The organism is Brucella pecoris, assembly GCF_006376675.1.
In the GTDB taxonomy this organism is placed as follows: Bacteria; Pseudomonadota; Alphaproteobacteria; order Rhizobiales; family Rhizobiaceae; genus Brucella; species Brucella pecoris.
This window is the reverse complement of sequence record NZ_VEWK01000003.1, coordinates 62020-83282: the sequence shown is the minus strand read 5'-3', so window position 1 is coordinate 83282 and position 21263 is coordinate 62020. Positions and strand designations below refer to the sequence as shown.

Here is a 21263-nt window from a genome sequence, read left to right as displayed (position 1 = left end):
ATTTGAGGTTTTTGAAGTTAAAATGTCTCTGGTGGAAAAAAACGCAGGTACCGACGACGCCCTCGCTCTCTCCGAAGCGACTGCGCGGGATTACCTTGTTCTTTTGAAGCCTCGGGTGATGTCCCTTGTGGTCTTCACCGGGCTGGTCGGTCTCGTGGTCGCCCCGGGACATATGAATCCCGTACTCGCTGCCATCAGCATCTTGTGCATCGCGGTCGGCGCGGGTGCGTCCGGCGCACTGAACATGTGGTACGATGCCGATATCGATGCGGTGATGAAGCGTACGCGCAACCGGCCCATTCCAGCCGGCGTGATTGCTCCCAATCAGGTTCTGGCTTTCGGCCTGACCTTGTCAGCCTTTTCGGTCGTTACACTCGGCCTGATGGTCAATTGGCTGTCGGCGGCACTGCTCGCCTTTACGATTTTCTTTTACGCCGTGGTCTATACGATGTGGCTGAAGCGCTCGACGCCGCAGAACATCGTCATCGGCGGTGCCGCAGGCGCATTCCCTCCAATGATAGGCTGGGCGGCCGCGACAGGTGAGGTCACCTGGGACAGCGTCGTCCTGTTCATGATTATCTTCTTGTGGACACCTCCGCATTTCTGGGCACTGTCGCTTTTTTCATCCAATGATTATGAAGCGGCGCGTATTCCGATGATGCCCAACGTCAAGGGTGAACTTTCGACCCGACGTCAGGCGCTCTTCTATTCGATCATTATGGCGCCGGTTGGTGTTCTGCCCTGGGTGCTTGGCTTCGCTGGCCCCGTCTATGGCGCGATTTCGACGCTGCTAGGATTGGCTTTCGTTTATTACGCCTGGCGCCTTTGGGCTGCCGGATCGCAGCCGGCAATGCTGGCAGCGGCGCGTAAGCTGTTTCGCTTCTCGCTGCTCTACTTGTCAGGACTATTTGCGGTGCTGCTTGCCGAAGCGCTGGTAATGAAGGCGTTTTCCGCCTTTGGAGTGTTCTAATGGATAAAACCGAACAGAAGCCGATGGACAGCGAACTGGAGCTGATTGTTCCGACGGAACAGCAAAAGAAAGCCCAGCGCAATCGTTCTTGGGGGTTGGCGATCGCTCTGGCGCTGTTCGTGCTGCTTGTCTACGTCGGCACGATTGCGAAACTGGGTACCAACATTCTAGTACGGCCGCTCTAAAGCATGTCTCCCGAAAGTAGGAACCGGTTTTGGGATAAAGACATGCTTGAAAACAAAAGTTTAATGCGCGTCATATGAATATGAGAAAACGCGACACGCTTTAGAGCTTCATCTGGGAGGAGAATATGGCGGATCAGCAGGAAAAAGATCAAAAGCTGAGGAAGCAGCAACGTTCCAACGCAACGATTGCTGTTGCTTGCCTGTCTTTCTTTGTCTGCATGATCGGCGCGGCCTATGCCTCCGTGCCACTTTACCGCATTTTCTGCCAGGTAACGGGTTATGGTGGCACGACACAGCGCGTCGAACAATATTCCGATACGATTCTGGACAAGACGATCAAGGTACGTTTCGACGCAAACACGGCCAATGGGCTGCCATGGGATTTCCAACCCGTGCAGCGTGAGGTGACGGTTCGCATCGGCGAGACGACAATGATCAAGTATGAAGCGCGTAACCTGTTTGATGCGCCGACCTATGGCCGCGCAAGCTTCAACGTCGCGCCAGGCCGGGCAGGGGCCTATTTCAACAAAGTCGAATGCTTCTGCTTCACGGATACGACCTTGAAGCCGGGCGAAGATATGGAAATGCCGGTGGTGTTCTTTGTTGATCCGGAGATCGTCAACGATCCCGATCTGAAGGACGTCAAGACGATCACACTATCCTATACATTCTTTCCGATTGAAAAGCCGAAGCCGGTGGCGAATGCCGGGGTCGCGGCATCCACCAACGGAAGCTGACACTGATAAGTGCGGCGCATAATGCCGCAAAGACAAAACAATGAAGCGGTTTTATTCTTATAAGAGATACCGCTTGTTACAGACAGACTTGCTTGGAATCGCATTTGAGGTTTAAGCAGGAAGGTACGAGAGAGGAGTCCCTAAGGGGATTTACGGGGAGAGACATGGCCGACGTTCATCAGAAAAATCACGACTATCATATCATCGCGCCGAGCCCTTGGCCGTTCCTGAGCTCGATGGGTGCATTCGTGCTTGCCGTCGGCGGTATTGCCTGGATGCGTTACATCAATGCCGGTGAGCTGCCGTTCTTCGGCCTCAATGTGGTGACGCCCTGGATTTTCTTCATCGGTCTCGCGATCGTGCTCTACTGCATGTATGGCTGGTGGTCCGATACGATCAAGGAAGGACATGAGGGCCACCATACCCGTGTCGTATCACTGCATCTTCGCTATGGCATGATCATGTTCATTGCCTCGGAAGTCATGTTCTTCGTGGCGTGGTTCTGGGCGTTCTTCGATGCCAGCCTCTTCCCGAACGAAGTGCATCAGGTAGCGCGCGCTGCGTTCACAGGCGGCGTCTGGCCTCCAAAGGGCATCGAGGTTCTCGATCCGCTGCACCTGCCGCTCTACAACACCGTGATTCTGCTTCTGTCGGGCACGACGCTGACCTGGTCGCACCATGCGCTGCTGCACAATGACCGCAAGGGCATGATCACGGGTCTCGCGATCACTGTGGCTCTCGGTGTTCTGTTCTCATTTGTGCAGGCCTACGAGTACATACACGCACCGTTTGCGTTCAAGGACTCGATCTACGGCGCGACATTCTTCATGGCGACCGGTTTCCACGGTTTCCATGTTATCATCGGTACGATCTTCCTTCTGGTCTGCCTCTTCCGCGCCATCGGTGGTGACTTCACGCCAAAACAGCATTTCGGTTTTGAAGCCGCTGCCTGGTACTGGCACTTCGTTGACGTGGTCTGGCTGTTCCTCTTCTTCGCCATCTATGTATGGGGTGGCTGGGGTGCGCCTATGCATGCCGGCTGATCGCTAGCGGTCAAAAGTTCCGAGGCGGCCCTGGCAACATGGCCGCCTTTTGTTTGCGAAGAAACTACAGAATCGTGCTTTGTGCGTCCGAGAGGACGCGCGGCGCCTGAGGAGAAGGGAAGCGCAATGCCGGATCACAATCATTATCCTCCCGTCGATCCCATAAAGAGTGGCATTGCCGGACATTGTCCGCGTTGCGGTGAGGGGAAGCTGTTTGAAGGTTTCCTGAAAGTGGCTCCGCGCTGCACTGCTTGCGGACTGGATTATTCTTTTGCCGATTCCGGCGACGGCCCGGCGGCGTTTGTCATTCTCATCATCGGTTTTATAGTCGTCGGTCTTGCACTCTGGATGGAAGTGAATGTCGGACCGCCGCTTTGGGTGCATTTTATCCTGTGGGTGCCGCTCGCCATCATCCTCAGTCTCGTGGCCATGCGGTGGGCCAAGGGTATCCTCATCAATATGCAATATCGCAACAAGGCAGCGCCCGGCCGTATAGACAGCCGACAGGATGATGGCAAATGACGACAGCTCAGCAGTCGCGGCGATTTCCCTGGGGTGTAGTGATCGCATCCACAGTTGCGCTTGTCATTCTGCTGGCGCTCGGCACCTGGCAGGTGGAGCGTCTGCAGTGGAAGGAGGCGCTGATCGCGTCCACCGAGCAGCGCATCCACGAGCCACCCCTTCCACTGTCCGAAATGGAAAAGATCTACAAGCAGGAAGGGTCCATCGAATATCGTCCGGTGACGGTCTCGGGCACTTTCATGCATCAGGGCGAACGGCATTTTCTGGCCACGCATAACGGGGCGGCAGGTTACTATGTCTACACGCCTCTGATGCTGGAGGACGGGCGCTTCGTGCTCGTTAATCGCGGCTTCGTTCCATACGAAAAGAAAGAGCCTGCAACGCGAGCCGAAGGCCAGGTTGACGGTCCGGTCAGCGTGACCGGCCTGGCGCGTGATCCGCTTTCGGCAAAGCCCGGTTACTTCCTCCCCGACAATGATATCGCCAAGAATGTTTTCTACTGGAAGGACTGGACGGCGATGGCGGAAAGCGCTGATCTGCCAAACCTCGATGAGGTTGTGCCGTTCTTCATTGATGCCGACAGCAAGCCCAATCCGGGTGGCCTGCCAATCGGTGGCGTGACGATCATCGACTTTCCCAATAACCATCTGCAATATGCTGCCACATGGTATGGCCTTGCTCTGGCTCTGATAGGGGTTGTCGGGACGTGGTTGTGGCGCTATCGCTGTCTCAGGAAAAGTGGAGACCGGTTTTCCATCCGAGACAGCGAGAATAAAGACGAAGAGGGTTGAGGGGTTGACAACGGCCTCGTTGCAGCCCAACTCCCAGACTAAAGCATGTCTTCCAAAAGAGAGCACCGGTTTTTGGATAGAGGCATATGCAAAAATACTACACCTGAAGCGTAACTAGCTTCCGGTTTCAAGCCACGCCGAACTTTGCGAGCACGCTTCATGACTAATCAACGACCACCACTGGAAATCCGCCTTTGCGGCCCGCGCGGCTTTTGTGCCGGGGTGGACCGGGCGATCCAGATCGTCGTGCTGGCGTTGAAGAAATATGGCGCGCCGGTCTATGTTCGCCATGAGATCGTTCACAACCGTTACGTGGTCGAGGGCTTACAGTCACGTGGTGCGATCTTTGTCGAGGAACTGGACGAGATCCCGGCGGAACACCGCGAGCAGCCAGTGGTATTTTCGGCTCACGGCGTGCCGAAGTCCGTGCCTGCGGATGCGGAAGCCAAGAACCTGTTTTATCTCGATGCAACCTGCCCCCTGGTTTCCAAAGTGCACAAACAGGCCATGCGCCATCAGCGTCTTGGCCGCCATGTCATTCTGATCGGCCATTCCGGGCATCCAGAAGTGATCGGCACCATGGGCCAATTGCCGGATGGTGCAGTGACGCTGATCGAGACGGTTGAAGATGCGCGCAACTGCCATTTCGATGACGAGAACAATCTCGGCTTCGTGACGCAGACGACGCTTTCGGTGGACGATACGGCAGGGATTATCGAGGAACTGGAGGCACGTTTTCCGAACCTTTCAGCTCCGGCAGCGGAATCGATCTGCTATGCCACCACCAACAGGCAGGACGCAGTGCGTTCAGCCGCTCCGGGGTGCGATCTGTTTCTGATCGTCGGTGCGCCAAATTCCTCCAACTCCAAGCGTCTGGTTGAAGTTGCGGAGAAGGCAGGTGCGCGGATGTCGATGCTGGTTCAACGCGCTGCCGATATCGAATGGGATCGGATCGGCGATATATCGGTTGTCGGGCTGTCGGCAGGTGCTTCGGCCCCTGAAATCATCGTCGATGAAATCATCGATGCCTTCAAGGCGCGCTTCAATGTGATGATCGAACTGGCTGAAACCACGGTTGAAAGCGAAAACTTCCTTGTGAATCGCGAGATTCGCGATGTGGAACTGACGGTGCAGGACATGGCATTCGTCAACGGGGAACACCGGGTGGTCGGCATTCCGAAACTGATGCCCAAGATCATACAAGGGAAATAAGCGGCATGGCCGTCTATACAGATATCAATGAAATCGAACTTGGCGCTTTCCTGCAGCAATACGATATCGGCACACTGACGTCTTACAAAGGCATTGCGGAAGGGGTGGAGAACTCCAACTATCTTCTGCACACCACTTCGGGGTCGTTCATCCTGACGCTTTACGAAAAGCGCACCAATCGTGAAGATCTGCCGTTCTTTCTTGGCCTGATGCAGCATCTGGCGAGCCGCAACCTCGAATGCCCGCAGCCAGTGGTCCGTCGTGACGGTACGACAATCGGCGAACTTGCGGGACGCCCTGCGGCAATCGTCACCTTCCTGGAAGGTATGTGGATGCGCCGCCCGACTGTCGAGCACTGTGAGGCGGTTGGCGAAGGGTTGGCCCATATGCATCTGGCGGGCGCCGATTTTTCGCTGCGCCGTCGCAACGGTTTGACACTTTCCGACTGGCGCCCTTTGTGGAACCTGTCGCGTGAACGCGCGGATACGGTGGAACCCGGTCTCGTTGGCGAGGCAGAGGCCGATCTCACTTTTCTGGAAAAGAACTGGCCCTCCGACCTGCCGCAGGGCGTGATCCATGCGGATCTTTTCCCGGACAATGTTTTCTTCCTTAACGACAAGCTCTCGGGTTTTATCGATTTCTACTTCGCCTGCACGGACATTCTGGCTTATGATGTTGCCGTCTGCCTCAACGCATGGTGCTTTGAAAAGGACTTTTCCTATAACCGCACCAAGGGAGCAGCGTTTCTGCGCGGCTACACCTCCATTCGCCCGCTTTCTACGGCGGAGGCCGATGCACTGCCGGTTCTGGCGCGCGGCGCTGCCATTCGTTTCATGCTGACCCGGCTTTACGACTGGCTGAATGTTCCGGAAGGCAGTTTCGTGGTCAAGAAAGATCCCATGGAATATGTGCGCAAGATGCGCTTTCACCGCCAGATCGAAACGGCTGCCGAATATGGTCTTGAGCAGCAGGGAGCGGCTGCGTGAAGCAGATAGAGGCTTTTACGGATGGTGCCTGCTCGGGCAATCCCGGTCCTGGCGGCTGGGGCGCAATTTTGCGCTGGAACGGCAATGTCAAGGAACTGAAGGGTGGTGAAGCCGACACGACCAACAACCGCATGGAGTTGATGGCGGCTATTTCGGCACTTTCGGCATTGAAGGAACCGTGCGAAGTCGATCTCTATACGGACTCGGTCTATGTGCGCGACGGCATCTCCAGTTGGATCGAAGGCTGGAAACGCAATGGCTGGAAGACGGCTGCCAAGAAACCGGTCAAGAATGCCGAATTGTGGCAGGCGCTCGACGAAGCGCGCAAGCCGCATAAGGTCAACTGGCACTGGGTCAAGGGCCATGCAGGGCATCCGGAAAATGAACGCGCTGACGAACTTGCCCGGGAGGGCATGGAGCCATTCAAATATGGCGGTCGTAAATCATTGAAGGTGCAATAATGGTTACAGGCGAAAAGGGCGGCATTTGCCGCCCTTTTTGTTTGATTAAAGCTGTTCGAGAACAGCCGATGCGGCTGACGTGACCGCCTGTCCGGCCTGTTCTTCGATATTGAGCGTCTTGACTACCCCATCTTCCACGATTGCCGAATAACGCTTGGAGCGAATGCCAAGGCCGCCAGCAGTCGCGTCGAGCTCAAGGCCCGCAGCTTTCGTGAACGCTGCGGAACCATCGGCCAGATAGAGAATCTTGCCTTCGCCACCCGTGCTCTGTGCCCATGCGCCCATGACGAAGGCGTCGTTCACCGCAACAACGGCGATCTGATCGACACCCTTGGCGAGGATCGCATCGCGGTTCTCGAGATAGCCTGGCAGGTGATTGAGGCTGCAGGTCGGCGTGAAAGCACCCGGAACGGCAAAGAGAACGACCTTCTTGCCCTTGAAGATTTCGTCGGTCGTCATCTCCTTGACACCATCTGCGGTCTTTACCTTGAAAGTCGCTGCAGGCAGCTTGTCGCCAACTTTGATCGTCATTTAATTTCTCCTCGGGGCAGGGGCCGTCTGTTCCACTGCCTGTTGTCAAATTCTGGAACGCGTTTCGATATGATTGAATCAGATCGGCGCGTCTCAACTGTTTGTTTTGACGCGCATCTTATCCGAAAACCGTTTCACACTTTTCGGGATGCGCTCCAATCCACACCGCACAGCGCGGGCGGCACAGTTAAACCGATAGCAGGTCGCCGAGCAATTTCAACATCCAGATAAGAGCATCAAGCGCTGGAAGGGAAGTCTAATCCAGTGTCACCTGACCGGAGACGGCTTTTCCATTCTGCACAATGGTATAGTCGATAATGGCGTTATCTGCTTTCCCACGCACCCGGGCAGCAAAGCGGTGGCCGGAATGCCCGTCCTGAACTGCAACGGCGTCGGAAAGCCCGATTTTGTCGCTGGCAATGAACAGCTCCGCAGGGGCTGCGGGATCGGGAACGGTGAGATTGAAGACGGCTTTGTCTCCTTCCCGCTTCACATCACTGATGCCGAATGCTGAAGATGCGGGTATAGGCAGTCGGTCGAAAGCCGTCTCAATAATCGTGCGGTTGGCAATCGCCTGCGGCGAAGCTTGCTGTCCTTCGTCATCGAGCGGAAACTCGAATGTTGCCTGCACCGGAACGCAGATTTTCTCGCAGACTCCAAGGAAAACATGACCCTTCAGTCGTGTATCGGCGGAGGTCAGTTGAAAGACTATCGGCAGGGAAACGGGCTGCTTATATCCAATGCCACCTTCATCGTCTCCACCAAACCGGACAGGTGCAGGGAAATCAATCCGCGCTTTCGCATCACCCTCAATCGTGATCTGAGGCGGGACACCTGCGTCGCCCGGATTGCGCCAATAGGTCTTCCAGCCTGGTTGCAACTCGATCTGCAATGCACCGCGCCGTTCATGACTGGCCGCATTGTCAGCGCCGTTGTCTTCAATGATGACGCGAACGCGCCCGCCGGGCGTCTCGGTCCAGTCGGAGGTGGAAGCCATGGCTGGAAACGCCAGTGAGGCCAGCAGCAATGGTGCGAGGACAAAAGTTCGGATGTTCATGGACGAAAGATGGAATGAAAAGATGGTCGCTTCAAGCCCAATTGTGGTGAGCTTGCTGCGCGTTGATGGCTAGTGGTCTTTTTTGATCCCGACATTTGCCCGACACCAGTAACCAAGGATGCAAATGTCGGAATCAGACCACTAATGTGGTGGCTGACAATCTCGTCATCTATCTTCCAGATCGGATTACGCTTCAAAGCCTGCAGTCGAAATAAATGACCATTGTTATTTTGCGCAGTCTTGCTACCTTCATATTCATGACCATTCTTAAAGCGCCGAACAAGGAGCAGGGTTTTCTGAACGGGCAGTTCCTGCTTGCCATGCCCGGAATGAGCGACGAGCGTTTTGCCCGGTCTGTGGTCTATATCTGTGCGCATTCCGATGAAGGTGCGATGGGGTTCATCATCAATCAGCTTCAGCCCGTGGAATTTCCTGACCTTCTGCGTCAGATTGGGATCATAGACGAGGATGAGCTGATTATTCTGCCGGAGCGGGCGCAGCATATGATGGTGCGCAATGGAGGACCGGTGGATCGCACACGTGGCTTCGTCTTGCATTCGGATGACTATATGGTCGACTCCACCATGCCGGTTTCTGAAGATGTCTGTCTCACTGCAACCGTAGATATCCTGCGTGCCATTTACGGAGGCAGGGGACCGTCACAAGCCCTGATGGCGCTTGGCTATTCCGGCTGGGCGCCGGGCCAGATCGAGGCAGAACTTGCCGAGAACGGTTGGCTAACCTGCGAGGCGCCGCTCGACATGCTGTTCGATAGCGATATCGAGGGCAAGTATTCGCGCCTGATGCTTCATATGGGCATCGATATGTCCCGGCTTGTTTCCGACGCGGGGCATGCGTGATTTAGGGGAGTAAGGCAATAGGGCAGTAAGGCAGTATGTTAAGTGAATAGGGGAATAAGGGAGTATGTTTTGATTGCGGATGACAGCAACCACTATATTCTTCACTGCCCTACTGCCCTCATCAAGCCGCCGCCGCGTCCAACTGTTCGCGGATCATGCGAGTTGCTTCGTCGCGGCTCGTCGGCTGGCCGAACATGAAGCTCTGCACATACTCGCACCCCATCTGGCGAAGCTGGAGCGCATCGCTTTCGCTTTCCACACCTTCGGTTACGACGGCGAGGCCGAGATCATGTGCCATGCTTATAATCGAGCGTAGCAGGGTAGCTTTCTGGGGCTGATCGCCTTTCACGAAGGAGCGATCGATCTTGATGATGTCGAACGGGAAACGCGTGAGATAAGCCAGCGAGGAATAACCCGTCCCGAAATCATCGAGCGACAGGCCTATGCCCATGGCTTTGAGCCGGGCCAGGACATGCGTGGACTGCTCCGGGTTTTCCATGAGGACGGACTCTGTCAGCTCAAGCTTGAGGCTGCCCGGATTGAGATGGATGCGGGAAAGCACTGAACGGACATCGTTGATGAGGTCCTGACGGATAAGTTGTGTGGATGAAAGATTGACCGAAACGAAGAGGTCGAGCTTCGGGAATTGTTCCTGCCACGCGAAAAGGTCTTCCGCAGCCCGCTGCATCGCAAACAGGCCAAGCTGGATTATAAGGCCGGAATTTTCGGCAATCGGAATGAATTCCGACGGTGAAATTGCGCCGCGTCGAGGATGCTCCCAGCGCATGAGGGCTTCGAAACCGGCAATCGTGCCTTCATCAAGCTTGACGATGGGCTGATAGACGAGACTGATCTCGTCGCGTTCAAGCGCACGACGCAGATCGGATTCGAGCTGGAGCTTGTCGCTGCCGATGGCTCTGAATGCGGGACGGAACGGCTCGATGCGGTCACCGCCGAAACGTTTTGCCTGATACATGGCAAGTTCCGCGTCCTTCACGAAATCTTCGGCGGACGTTGCCGTTTTCGTCCATGTAATCAGGCCGACGGATGAGGTCAGGACAATTTCGCGCTTTGCATAGGCAATTGGTGCACGCACGGCCTGACGCAGAGCCTCAGCAAAGGAGGCGATGCGGCCCGGATCGCTTTCAGAGGCGAGCAGCAAGCCGAACTGGTCTGAGGACAGGCGCGAGAGCGTATCCTGTGGCTTCATGAGGCGCGCCAGACGACGCGAAACGGTCAGAAGGATCGTGTCGCCCGCCGACATACCGAGGCTGTCGTTGACCTGTTTGAAGCGATCTATATCGATGATGAACACTGTCGGGTGCAGATTGCTTTCGCCGCGCGCCATGTTCATGACATTGCTGAGACGATCGAGGAACAGCTCGCGGTTTGGAAGACCGGTCAGGTTGTCGTGCACGGCATCGTGCAGCAAGCGTTCCTCTGCCTTCTTCTGTTCCGTCACATTGACGAGCGTGCCGACGCAGCGCACCACTTCGCCATCGGAGCCGATGACCGGGCGTGCCCGAAGCGCATACCAGTGATAGTGGCCATCATTGGCACGCAGCCGGAAAATCTGACCGATACGTCCGCGCCGGTTCTCCAAAATGGCATCAAGTGTGGACCGGAACCGATCGCGGTCGTCAGCGTGCATAACGGGAAGCCAGTTGCGTACCGGACCTTGCAGGCTGTTGGCGGTATTGCCGAGATAATTGGCGATGTCGGGCGTCGTCACCACGCGATCACGCGGCACATCCCAATCCCATACGATGTCTCCCGCGCCGATGACGGCAAGCGCCTGTCGCTCCATATCGGACAGAAGGCCCTGTTGCAGCGCCCCGCCGGCGAAGGCATGCTGCATGACGGTAAAGCCGATCAGAAGGACGATCAGGACAAGACCGCCACCAAGTGCGGGCTGCACAATGTCATTATCGAGCCTGCCCGAAACCGTCATCCAGGCACCCAGCAACCATATGAGGGTCAGGAGCCAGGCCGGTATCAGCATGACGGCGCGATCATATCCCTTGACCGCCAGATAACCGATGATGGCAACACCGGACAGAACGGTCAGTGCGAGCGAAATGCGCGCAATACCGGAAGCCACGGGCGGATCGAAGACGGCGACGCCCGCAAGTGCCAGCAGGCCTAGCACCCAGGTCACCGCGCCATAGCTGAAATGATCGTGCCAGCGGTTGAGATTGAGATAGGTGAACAAGAAAATCACAAGAGAGGCGGCAAGCGCCACTTCGGTACCTGCTCGCCAAATCTGCTCATTGCCCGGCGTTATCTCCATCAGCTTGTTCCAGAAGCCGAAATCGACGCAGATATAGGCCAGAACTGCCCATGCAAGCGCGGCGGTGGCGGGAAACAGGGAAGTGCCCTTAACGACGAAAAGGATGGTCAGAAACAGCGCCAGCAAGCCGGAGATGCCGAGCAGGATACCGCGATAGAGCGTGTAGGAATTGACCGCATCCTTGTAGGCTTCGGGCTCCCACAGATAAAGCTGAGGCAGGTTATGCGAAGATAGTTCAGCCACGAAGGTGACGACGCTGCCAGGATTGAGCGTGATGCGGAAAACGTCTGCATCGGCACTTGGCTGGCGGTCGAGCGCAAAGCCCTCGCTCGGGGTGATCGATGCAATGCGCGGAGATCCAAGGTCGGGCCAGATGACGCCGGAGCCGACGAGACGAAAATGCGGAGCCACAATCAGGCGGTCGATCTGCTCGTCGGTAGGGTTTGCAATAGAGAAAGCGGCCCAGTCGCCGGAAGCCTTGCTGTTCTGATCGGCTTGCACCTCAATGCGGCGCACAATGCCGTCGGGACCCGGTGCGGTCGATACCTGCACGCTTTCGCCCTTGTTGCGTAGAAGTTCGACAGCGCGGGACAGGTCGAGGGCGGTATCTTCCTTGGAAATCTTGATCGGTTCGATGGCCGATGCCTGGACGACCGAAACGGTCAGAAAGACCACAAGCGCGAGAAACCGAGCGCCAGCAACAAACCACTTATCCGCAAAACCCGTCACGAGCGTCCAACCTTGCCATTGATCATGCGGCTATCCGTCATACGTTTGTCGCTTTCTAAAAGGGCAAAAAGCAGGTGGTCCTGCCAGAAACCGTTTATCTTGAGATAGGAACGCAGCAGTCCTTCTCTCTCAAATCCGGCTTTTTCGAGAAGCCGTATCGAACGCTCGTTATGAGGGATACAGGCTGCTTCAATCCGGTGCAACCGGAGTTGATCGAATGCGAAGGGGATAACCAGCGATAGGGCTTCGGTCATATAGCCCTTGCCGGCGTAAGGCTCGCCGCTCCAGTAGCCGATCATGCCGTTCTGGCCGACGCCACGCCGGATATTGCCGAGCGTAATGCCGCCGACGAGCTTGTTGTCGCTATTGCGGAACACGAAAAATGGATAGCCGGTTCCAGCCGATATTTCATCTTGAAAACGGCGCATCCGATGGCGGAAGGCACTCTTGGTGAGGTCGTCGTCGGGCCATGTTGGCTCCCACGGCGCAAGAAAGGCGCGGCTCTGTTCCCGCAGGCTGGCCCAACTCGCAAAATCGCTCATCATCGGCTCACGCAGATAAATGCGCTGGCCACGCAGGACAGTCGGATTGCTTCTACGGAAGGGCAGGCCGATCATGACGGGATAAGGCAATATGGCAGTAAGTCAGTAAGGCAATAGGGAAGGGTGGACGTATTCGCCGAGCTAAACATACTGCCCTACTCCCCTAATGCCCTATTGCCTCAATTATACAGCGATCTTCCTCGCATGCGCGCCGGTCGAAAGTGCATCCGATAGCCCGTCGAAGCTCATCAGTCGCCCAACTGGGCCGACACCGGCGATGGTGGGCTTGCTGTCGAGGAACAGGCGTCCTGCCAGATCGGTCAACCGTTCTGGCGTAATCAGCGAAAGACGATCCATCAGTTCGCTGTTATCGACAGGGCGACCATAGAGCAGGAACTGGCGCGCGACCTGTCCCGCACGGCTTGCAGCGCTCTCCTGTGACATGAGAAGGCTTGCACGATACTGCGCGCGGGCGCGGTCCACTTCTTCGAGGCTGATGGAGTCGGCTGCCTTATGCAGTTCATCGATGAGGACGGGAACCAGTTCGACCAGCTCGTCGCGACCCGTTGCAGCGTGGATGCCGAACAAACCGGTATCCGAGAAGCCCCAATGGAAGGCATAGACCGAATAGCAGAGGCCACGTTTCTCGCGCACTTCCTGGAAGAGGCGTGAGGACATGCCGCCGCCAAGGACCATGGAGAGAAGCTGCGAGGCATAGAAATCGCGCACATGGTAGGCACGGCCTTCGAAGCCGATCAGAACCTGTGCATCCATGAGTTCGCGATTTTCACGGAAATCACCGCCAACATAGTGAGCAAGGTCAAGGGTCGGCGCTGTGTTGTGGGCGCGGAAACCGCCGAGGCGTTTTTCGACTTCCTTCACGAATGCATCGTGATCGACACCGCCGGCAGCCGTCACGACCATGCGGTCGGCGCTATACTGCTCGTCCATATAAAGGCGCAGATCAGCGGAGGTGAAAGACATCACCGTCTCAGGTTCGCCAAGAATGGCGCGTCCGATCGGTTGATGGCGGTAGGCTGTTTCCGTGAAACGGTCGAAAACAATATCGTCGGGCGTGTCGTGTGCCGCGCCGATCTCCTGCATGATGACCTGTTTCTCGCGTTCCAGCTCAGCTTCGTCGAACTTGGACGCGGTCAGGATATCGGAGAGAATGTCGATAGCCAGCGGCACGTCATTGCGCAGAACGCGCGCATAATAGGATGTGGTTTCGACGCTGGTGGCGGCATTGATCTCGCCGCCGACATTTTCAATATCCGATGCTATTTGCCAGGCAGTGCGGTTTTCGGTTCCCTTGAATGCCATATGCTCGAGAAGATGAGCAATGCCATGCCTGTCGGCAGCTTCGTTTCGCGCACCGGCCTTGACCCAGATTCCAAGCGCCACGCTTTCCACGTGGGACATTGTATCGGTGGCTATCGTCAATCCATTGGAAAGACGCGTTACTTCAACACCCATAAGCAAACTGCTCCCTGCATTCCCGCTCTGGTTCTCGTCTCGGAGCCGGTCTTTTTAAGCTCTCGAATGGCGGCGAACGTATTCTTCCACGATTTTCAGGTCGTTGTGAAGAACTGTGAAGCTTTCTTTTCGTTGCATCAAGTCCGAAAGCCATGCTGGAAGCTGTGGCTCGACACCACTGGCAGCCTTTACGGCATCGGGGAATTTGGCCGGATGCGCGGTTGCAAGAACAACCATCGGTGCAGCATCGGACACATTTTCGCGAGCGACCTTCACGCCGATTGCCGAATGCGGATCAAGCAGATAGCCGTCCGCCTCAAGCACGGATTTGATCGTTGCTGCGGTCTCGTCGACAGTCGAACGGCTGGCCGAGAATTCGCTGCGGATCGCCGAAAGAGGCTTTTCGGAGATCGAAAAGCCTGCTGATTGCTTCAGGCTGTCCATCAGGCCGCGCAATGCTGCCGCATCGCGTGCATGCGCTTCGAACAGGAGACGTTCGAAGTTTGAGGAAATCTGGATATCCATCGACGGTGATGTCGTCTGTGCAACACCGCGCATTTCATACGCGCCGGTTTCCAGCGTGCGCGAGAGAATGTCGTTGTCGTTGGTGGCGATAATCAGCCGGTCGATGGGCAATCCCATGCGCTTGGCCACATAGCCTGCGAAAATATCGCCGAAATTACCAGTCGGTACAGTGAAAGATACAGCGCGATCCGGCGCGCCGAGGCTCAGTGCGGCCGTAAAATAATAGACAACCTGCGGCATGATGCGCGCCCAGTTGATCGAGTTCACACCCGAAAGCGACAGCGCATCACGGAACTGAAGGTCGTTGAACATGCCTTTCACAAGGTTTTGGCAATCGTCGAAATTGCCTTCAATGGAAAGGGCATGGACGTTGGAAAAGCCGGACGATGTCATCTGGCGCTGCTGCACCGGCGATACGCGACCGTTCGGGAACAGAATAAAGATATCGGTATTGTCGCGACCGCCAAAGGCTTCAATGGCTGCGCCGCCCGTATCGCCCGATGTGGCGCCGACGATAGTTGCACGTTCGCCGCGCTGTGCCAGCACATAATCCATCATGCGGGCGAGAAGCTGCATGGCGACGTCCTTGAAGGCGAGCGTCGGACCATGGAAGAGTTCAAGCACGAATTCGTTTGCGCCCGTCTGCACCAGCGGGCAGACCGCATCGTGGCGGAAAGTGCCGTAGGCTTCATGTACCATGCGACGGAAATCCGAATGCGGAATTTCGCCGTCGACAAATGGAGTGAGCACCGCCAGCGCAATATCCACATAGGATTTTCCGCGCAGATCGCGGATCTGTTCTGGCGAAAACTGGGGATAATCCTGCGGCAGATAGAGACCGCCATCCCGGGCGAGACCGGCGAGCAATGCATCGCTGAACCCCAGGACCGGCGCTTCCCCACGCGTGCTTACATATTTCATTTCTTGGGCCTTCATTTCAGATCGGCGCGGTTTTGAGCCGGGTAATGCAATAGAGCCTCCCTAAAAAAGCCGCAAGGTTTTAAAGCATGTTGACGCGTATGGGGTTGCTCTCCGGAGCAAAAAACGGGAAAACGTCATCGCGCTACACACATGCGTGATGTAGAAGACAGGTCGATCAGTGCAGGGAAGCCCGGTTTATGCAAACAGCACCACAGAATCGTTCATCGTTGTTTCCAGTCTTTGCAACGGTTTTGCTCGCAGCCCTCGCAGGCTGCACAACCAGTGGCACCGACAAGGCTGCCGACGGAGGCTCAGGTTCTTCCTTGACCACTCCCGCCGCTACCGGCGACCAGCGCATCAAGGAATCCGAGCTGCGCGCTTTCTGCCCTTCGGTTTCGCTGCGTGACGGCACAGCCTTCTTCAATACGTATGAGAAGGGCGGTGACAAGGATCCCGCGCGTGTGATCTATCAAGCCGCCCTGACAGATACGACCCGCGCCTGTCAGCATGGCGCAGGGACCATGACGATTGACGTCGCTGCTGCCGGCAAGGTCGTACCTGGACCCAAATACAAGAGCGGCACCATCACCATGCCAATCCGTGTTGCCGTCCGCCAGGGCGATCAGGTTATCTATTCCAAGCTGCACAAGCAGGCGGTTACGATAGCCAATGGAGATACCGCTACACAGTTCGTCTTCAATGACAAGACGATCACCGTGCCGATGGCGGACAAGAACAATATCCAGATTTTCGTAGGTTTCGATGAAGGTCCTTACAACACGAAATAATGAATTGCCGTCAGGCGCATGATCATGAAATCGTTCTTTTAGTTATAATGCGCGGAAAGATATTTCCGCGCATTATTTAATTTTGGCTTTTCCATTTAATAGTATTCGGCTTGAAGTTTTGCTCAGTGGGCCGGCAAAAACTTACAGAGTGCATGCTTGGCACGTTGAATGCCATGGTCATTAGAGACTGTTAGAAACGCAACCTTTTACGATATCAATATAACAGGTATGATTTTCTTGATCCTGGCTGTCGAATAAATTTGCGGTTAAGTATCGATGAACAAGGGTGCTGCATTTTCAAAAACGTTTCGTGGCAGTGCACGTAGCTCGGACGCCTCATATGGAAGATGTTTAAAGTAAGTGGTCGTCAATTGGGCAACGGTTTCTGCCTGCGCACGATCACGTTGACGCTTAACTGGTTCACCATCTCCCCTTTGGGAGATCCAGAATTTATGAGCGACAAAAATACGTGGGTCCGGAGCGACTATACGCAAAGGCTCCCCCTTTTCATCAATCGCAATTGCCTCGAAGGGTGGTGAATTTTCGAGCCAATCAAGCCCTTCGATCGCAGCAGCAACAAGTTCATCTTCACAGTTACCAATGCTTTCACGGCTTTCCCTCCAAATGGGTTTGGCTGGAGGTTTGATTAAGTCAACCAAATATCCCTCTCGGTTTGCGGCGCGATAGCTGGAACGTGTACGTTCAAAAGATTTATCGACTTTCTTCAGGAGGCCGAGGAGTGAGTTATTCTTTATGTCGTCATCTACGACCATTTTGAGAGAACGACGCGCATCCATGAGCAGATCGATATCGTCAGTGGCGGTGATGCCTGGATCCACAAACACACCGGCGATTGCTTCGTAAGCAAATATCGCATTAGTACCAACGATCCGAATCCCGGCACCAAGCAAGCCAGCATTGTCGACGGCTCGAATAATCCGAGCCGTAAGATGAGGTACGCGGCCAAGCCGTAGTGCGCGATTAACAGCTGTCTGGCGTTCCATTTGAGATTTGCGCGCGCTCAAGACCTCTTGCGCGGCTTGACGAGCTGCATCCCATTTGACTTTTATCGCCTCAGTTTCTGGTGAGCGGCGACCTTCCACCTTTTGACGTCTGACTCCGGCAGAATTATAATAGCTGCGCATCAAATGTTCGGTTCCGCCAACACTATGCCAAACTAATGAACCACGGAAGCTTTTGACCGTTGCAGATGCTTGCTGAAAGGCTTCATAGCGTTGATCGGAGTTAACCTTTTCACGCCTCTGATCATTATTTAGTTCTATAAAATCAATCATATCAACATAACCGACATAATTTACAACAAACTGTTGCAGACGCAGACTATGCAAATTTAATCAACGTTGCAACAGTTTCGATTGATAATATTATTATGTGTTGATCATATTGAAATTAATGTTCTTTTTTAGATTAAACGACTATCTACCGTCAGATGAACGAGTGGTTCAGCCGCAAGCACGAAGATGTATGGCGCCGGTAGCGATCCGTTTGCGGAAAACAAGACAGAAGTGCAGCAAAACCGTCGCTGAAAAGTTTGATTGCGCCAATGCTTGTGAATAAATGCAGATCGATAAAATTCGAATTAAATGCGACTGCCTGCGTGAAATGAATGGCAACAGGTTTGCGCTAGTGTGGTCTCATGAAACAGAAATATGAACGCATTCTTGAACCGACGGACACCTGGGCGATCTTCGATACGTCCACTGGCGAGCCCGTCATCATGGGAACCCGTATGCTGATCGGCCTCTCTGAGAGCGAAGCCGAAGAGCTTCTGGCCATTCTCAATGCTCCGCCCAAGGGGCGCAACAAGCAATCCGCCGCCTGACAAAAGCCAGGCGTCGGATTATCTCGTTCAGGCATCAGTCCAGATGGACAGGGCTTCGATAACGCTCGGCAAATCTTTGTGGCGATGGATGACGGTTTCCGCACCGGCATCGGTCAGCTTGTCGGCATGGCCGGGATAGGTGTGAGCACCGCCCGTAAAGCCGATCACACGCATTCCAGCAGCGCGAGCGCCCTGAATGCCATGCGCGGAATCTTCAATCACGATGACATCTTTCGGATCGACGCCGAATTGCTTGGCTGCATAAAGGAACACGTCTGGAGCAGGCTTGGTCTTTTTGGTGCCGACTTCCTTCGCTGAGAAGATATTGGGCGCGAACAATTCGTAAAGACCGACACGCTTCAGCATGCTTTCCAATCGATGGCTGGTCGAATTGGAACAGATGCACTTCGGCAGCTTCAGCGCCGATACAACTTCCACGATGTCCTCAACCGCCTGAACTTCGTTCTTGAGCTTCTCGTCCAGAATCTTTTCGGATTTGTCGAGAAGCGATGCCGAAAGCGGAATCCCTGCTTCGCGCTCCACGGTGAGGAGAATATCCTGCCACGTCAGACCGGCAAAACGTTCAGCCATTTCATCTGCGGCGATCTGATAACCGGCTTCGGTCAGAAGCGTGGATTCGACTTCCGCTGCGATAATTTCGGAATCCACCAAAACGCCATCGCAATCGAAAATAATGAGGGACGGTGCCGCCATGATCATAGCCTTTTATTGGGAGGAGTGGGCACCGGCAGCAGCCGGAAACACCGCGATTGAGCTACACCTTTATGGCGAAGCCGTCAAATCGCGGTTGGTTCGGATTCAGACCTCGCCGGAAACTTCACGGCGTCGCCGGTCCAGTTCTTCGCTGTAGCGACGCAGCGTGTGCGCTTCACTGAGAAGACCGAGCACCTTACGCTCCTGTGCGTTGTTTACCACGGCCAGAGCTTCGCTTTCTGCCCGGTCGAAACGGGCGACGGCTTCCTTGGCGTTCATCTGGGGCAGCAGGAACTCGTCCTGATATTTGAGAAGCTGGCTGATGCTGTGTTCGCCGTCGGATGTGTCGAAGCTGTCGGCATAGACCTCTGGAACCGGGATCATGCCGACATAGCGTCCATCGGCATCGACTGCGATGACGCGCTGGGTCGAGCCGAGAGGGAAATCGTGCCGGAATGTTTCGATGTCGGTATCGATCAGCACGGTTCGCACATCGTGACGCATCATCCGGTTTACGGTCAGATTGCGTATCCAGCCGATATCGTGGGCGGACCGGATGGCCTCGCCGCGCAGGTGGAAGCGCCAAGTCGCGAAGGAGTAACCGAAGGTCTTCCGCACCATCAGCGAGGACGAGACGACGGCTCCAAGAACGAGCATCGCGATTGGAAAATCACCGGTCATTTCCAGTGCAAGAAAGGTCATTGTCATCGGGCCGCCGACGACTGCGACGGCAAGAGAGCTCATGCCGATAACGGCATAGACCTCAGGTGCAAGTGCCAGGCCGGCAGGCAGCACTGCTCCGGCCACGGCGGCAAACAGCTTGCCCGTCAGCGCGCCGAGAAATAGCGATGCGAAGAACAGACCGCCGCGAAAACCTGCGCCGATGGAGACGGCAGAGGCAAGCGACTTGCTGAGGATCAGGAGCAGGAGCGCCGGAATAGTGATATTTGCATTGAGATCGAGATGCAGCGCCCCATGTCCTGAGGCCAGAACCTGAGGCGAAATGAAAGCGATCATGCCGACGACGGCACCACCGATTGCTGGCGCCATAACGTTCGGCACCACGCTGCGTCGAGCGACCTTCTCAACAAAGGTAACCCCGCGCATGATGAGGATGGCAATACCTGCCGAAAAGAAGCCGAGAACGAGCGCTGGCACGTAGTCGCGCGGCGTGATGTCGTTGATCTGACCGATATCGATGACAAAGGGCGCTCCGCCAATTGCCTGCGTCACCAGCGCGCCAACGATCGCCGCCACGACGACAGGCGCCAGCGTGGCAATCGAATAGACGCCGATGATGAGTTCGAATGCATAGAATGCGCCAGTCAGCGGAGCATTGAAGGCGCTGGCAATAGCTGCCGCAGCGCCGCAGCCGACCAGCGTTCGCAAATCGGCGCGACGAAGCTTGAGTGCCCGACCGATACGGGATGCAAAACCGCTCGCAAGCTGCGTATAAGCGGCTTCAAGCCCGACCGATGCGCCGAAACCGTTCGAAATCAGGTTCTGTCCGACGAGAATGAAACTGTCCGTCAGCGATAGGCGTCCACCATGAAGTGCATTTGCTTCGATAGGGTCGACGATGGGCCGCTTGCGCCAGCGCGCGAGAACCCAGATCACGATCCCCATCAAGATGCCGCCCGCGAGCGGCGCGATATAAGCGCTGGGTTGCAATGATGCCGCCGAGCTCAGTTTCTCACCGGGTTCAAGAGCGAAGATTGCCTGATGCATCCATTGGGAAATGCTGCCAATCGCGGCAACCATCAGCCCTGAAATGATGCCGATGACGGTGCCGGCGATAACGAGGCCTATTTCGCTGCCGCGAACCAGTGCACGCATGCGAAAGGGTACAAAGAGAACCCGCAAATACCGGTTATGCCGCAGTTCAGCGATATTCATCATAAAATACACCGGACAAGCGGGGCGGCGCGCATGCCCGCCACGCAAATTCAGAAGTTGACTGCCGATTATAGGCAAAAAGGGATAACCAAGCCTTATCAAGGGCAAGAAGTTAAAGTTACAATTGCATAGCGATCGCGGCGTTAAGATGACAGGCGGCAAAATGTCGAGGGTCAATTGACCA

Annotated in this window: 21 protein-coding genes; 12 read left to right on the top strand and 9 right to left on the bottom strand. The window is 55.5% G+C overall.

Translation table 11 applies throughout. The annotated features are described in order from the left end of the window. The first annotated feature begins 22 nt into the window (after positions 1-22). The 9 genes from FIB18_RS06935 to rnhA all read left to right on the top strand — a co-directional run bounded on the left by FIB18_RS06935 (position 23) and on the right by rnhA (position 6907). Positions 23-970 (top strand): heme o synthase, encoded by a 948-nt coding sequence (locus tag FIB18_RS06935; RefSeq protein ID WP_140020011.1) that lies wholly within the window; start codon positions 23-25, stop codon positions 968-970. Continuing rightward, positions 970-1155, top strand: coding sequence for a hypothetical protein (locus tag FIB18_RS06930; RefSeq protein ID WP_140020010.1), 186 nt, complete (start codon positions 970-972; stop codon positions 1153-1155). The genes FIB18_RS06935 and FIB18_RS06930 overlap by 1 nt, the downstream gene beginning before the upstream one ends. A gap of 125 nt (positions 1156-1280) precedes the next feature. After that, a complete protein-coding gene (locus FIB18_RS06925) occupies positions 1281-1892 on the top strand; it encodes a cytochrome c oxidase assembly protein (protein WP_140020009.1) in 612 nt (203 codons plus the stop codon). 164 nt (positions 1893-2056) lie between these two features. Next, the gene (locus FIB18_RS06920; protein WP_140020008.1) at positions 2057-2935 is read left to right on the top strand and encodes a cytochrome c oxidase subunit 3; all 879 of its coding nucleotides are present in this window, start codon (positions 2057-2059) and stop codon (positions 2933-2935) included. Positions 2936-3061: 126 nt separating this feature from the next. Continuing rightward, positions 3062-3457 carry a DUF983 domain-containing protein gene (locus FIB18_RS06915; RefSeq protein WP_140020007.1) on the top strand — a complete coding sequence of 132 codons (396 nt, stop codon included), beginning with the start codon at positions 3062-3064 and terminating at the stop codon, positions 3455-3457. Then, positions 3454-4248 carry an SURF1 family protein gene (locus FIB18_RS06910; RefSeq protein ID WP_140020006.1) on the top strand — a complete coding sequence of 265 codons (795 nt, stop codon included), beginning with the start codon at positions 3454-3456 and terminating at the stop codon, positions 4246-4248. The genes FIB18_RS06915 and FIB18_RS06910 overlap by 4 nt, the downstream gene beginning before the upstream one ends. A 159-nt stretch (positions 4249-4407) precedes the next feature. Beyond that, positions 4408-5460 carry a 4-hydroxy-3-methylbut-2-enyl diphosphate reductase gene (ispH, locus tag FIB18_RS06905; protein WP_140020005.1) on the top strand — a complete coding sequence of 351 codons (1053 nt, stop codon included), beginning with the start codon at positions 4408-4410 and terminating at the stop codon, positions 5458-5460. A gap of 5 nt (positions 5461-5465) precedes the next feature. Further along, complete coding sequence (locus FIB18_RS06900; protein WP_140020004.1) at positions 5466-6446, top strand: homoserine kinase; 981 nt, start codon at positions 5466-5468, stop codon at positions 6444-6446. Continuing rightward, positions 6443-6907 carry a ribonuclease HI gene (gene rnhA, locus FIB18_RS06895; protein ID WP_140020003.1) on the top strand — a complete coding sequence of 155 codons (465 nt, stop codon included), beginning with the start codon at positions 6443-6445 and terminating at the stop codon, positions 6905-6907. The genes FIB18_RS06900 and rnhA overlap by 4 nt, the downstream gene beginning before the upstream one ends. A gap of 45 nt (positions 6908-6952) precedes the next feature. Here rnhA and FIB18_RS06890 read toward each other — a convergent pair whose 3' ends face one another. Continuing rightward, positions 6953-7438 (bottom strand): peroxiredoxin, encoded by a 486-nt coding sequence (locus tag FIB18_RS06890; RefSeq protein WP_140020002.1) that lies wholly within the window; start codon positions 7436-7438, stop codon positions 6953-6955. 256 nt (positions 7439-7694) lie between these two features. Continuing rightward, entirely contained in the window at positions 7695-8495 is an 801-nt protein-coding gene (locus FIB18_RS06885; RefSeq protein WP_140020001.1) for a protein-disulfide reductase DsbD domain-containing protein, read from the bottom strand. A gap of 257 nt (positions 8496-8752) precedes the next feature. Here FIB18_RS06885 and FIB18_RS06880 point away from each other — a divergent pair, with 257 nt between their 5' ends. Then, positions 8753-9355, top strand: coding sequence for a YqgE/AlgH family protein (locus tag FIB18_RS06880; protein ID WP_140020357.1), 603 nt, complete (start codon positions 8753-8755; stop codon positions 9353-9355). A 121-nt stretch (positions 9356-9476) separates the two neighbouring features. Here FIB18_RS06880 and pdeA read toward each other — a convergent pair whose 3' ends face one another. The 4 genes from pdeA to thrC all read right to left on the bottom strand — a co-directional run bounded on the left by pdeA (position 9477) and on the right by thrC (position 15838). Further along, a complete protein-coding gene (gene pdeA, locus FIB18_RS06875) occupies positions 9477-12374 on the bottom strand; it encodes a phosphodiesterase PdeA (protein WP_140020000.1) in 2898 nt (965 codons plus the stop codon). After that, the gene (locus FIB18_RS06870; RefSeq protein WP_140020356.1) at positions 12371-12991 is read right to left on the bottom strand and encodes a GNAT family N-acetyltransferase; all 621 of its coding nucleotides are present in this window, start codon (positions 12989-12991) and stop codon (positions 12371-12373) included. Before FIB18_RS06870 ends, pdeA begins: the two co-directional genes overlap by 4 nt. 108 nt (positions 12992-13099) lie before the next feature. Then, positions 13100-14392 carry a M16 family metallopeptidase gene (locus FIB18_RS06865; RefSeq protein WP_140019999.1) on the bottom strand — a complete coding sequence of 431 codons (1293 nt, stop codon included), beginning with the start codon at positions 14390-14392 and terminating at the stop codon, positions 13100-13102. A gap of 54 nt (positions 14393-14446) precedes the next feature. Next, positions 14447-15838 carry a threonine synthase gene (thrC, locus tag FIB18_RS06860; protein ID WP_140019998.1) on the bottom strand — a complete coding sequence of 464 codons (1392 nt, stop codon included), beginning with the start codon at positions 15836-15838 and terminating at the stop codon, positions 14447-14449. A 197-nt stretch (positions 15839-16035) separates the two neighbouring features. Between thrC and FIB18_RS06855 the strand changes: the two genes are divergently transcribed. Continuing rightward, a complete protein-coding gene (locus tag FIB18_RS06855; RefSeq protein ID WP_012090861.1) occupies positions 16036-16626 on the top strand; it encodes a hypothetical protein in 591 nt (196 codons plus the stop codon). Between the two features lie 266 nt (positions 16627-16892). Here the strand turns inward: FIB18_RS06855 and FIB18_RS06850 are convergent, their stop codons facing one another. Continuing rightward, positions 16893-17975: a nucleotidyltransferase family protein gene (locus tag FIB18_RS06850; protein WP_235894854.1), complete on the bottom strand. Its 1083-nt coding sequence runs from the start codon at positions 17973-17975 to the stop codon at positions 16893-16895. 308 nt (positions 17976-18283) lie between these two features. Between FIB18_RS06850 and FIB18_RS06845 the strand changes: the two genes are divergently transcribed. Then, a complete protein-coding gene (locus tag FIB18_RS06845) occupies positions 18284-18469 on the top strand; it encodes a hypothetical protein (protein WP_012090863.1) in 186 nt (61 codons plus the stop codon). 27 nt (positions 18470-18496) lie between these two features. Here the strand turns inward: FIB18_RS06845 and FIB18_RS06840 are convergent, their stop codons facing one another. After that, on the bottom strand, positions 18497-19183 hold the full coding sequence (locus tag FIB18_RS06840) for an HAD family hydrolase (protein WP_040130235.1): 687 nt from the start codon (positions 19181-19183) through the stop codon (positions 18497-18499). A 105-nt stretch (positions 19184-19288) separates the two neighbouring features. Next, a complete protein-coding gene (locus tag FIB18_RS06835) occupies positions 19289-21079 on the bottom strand; it encodes a chloride channel protein (protein WP_140020354.1) in 1791 nt (596 codons plus the stop codon). Positions 21080-21263: the final 184 nt, after the last annotated feature.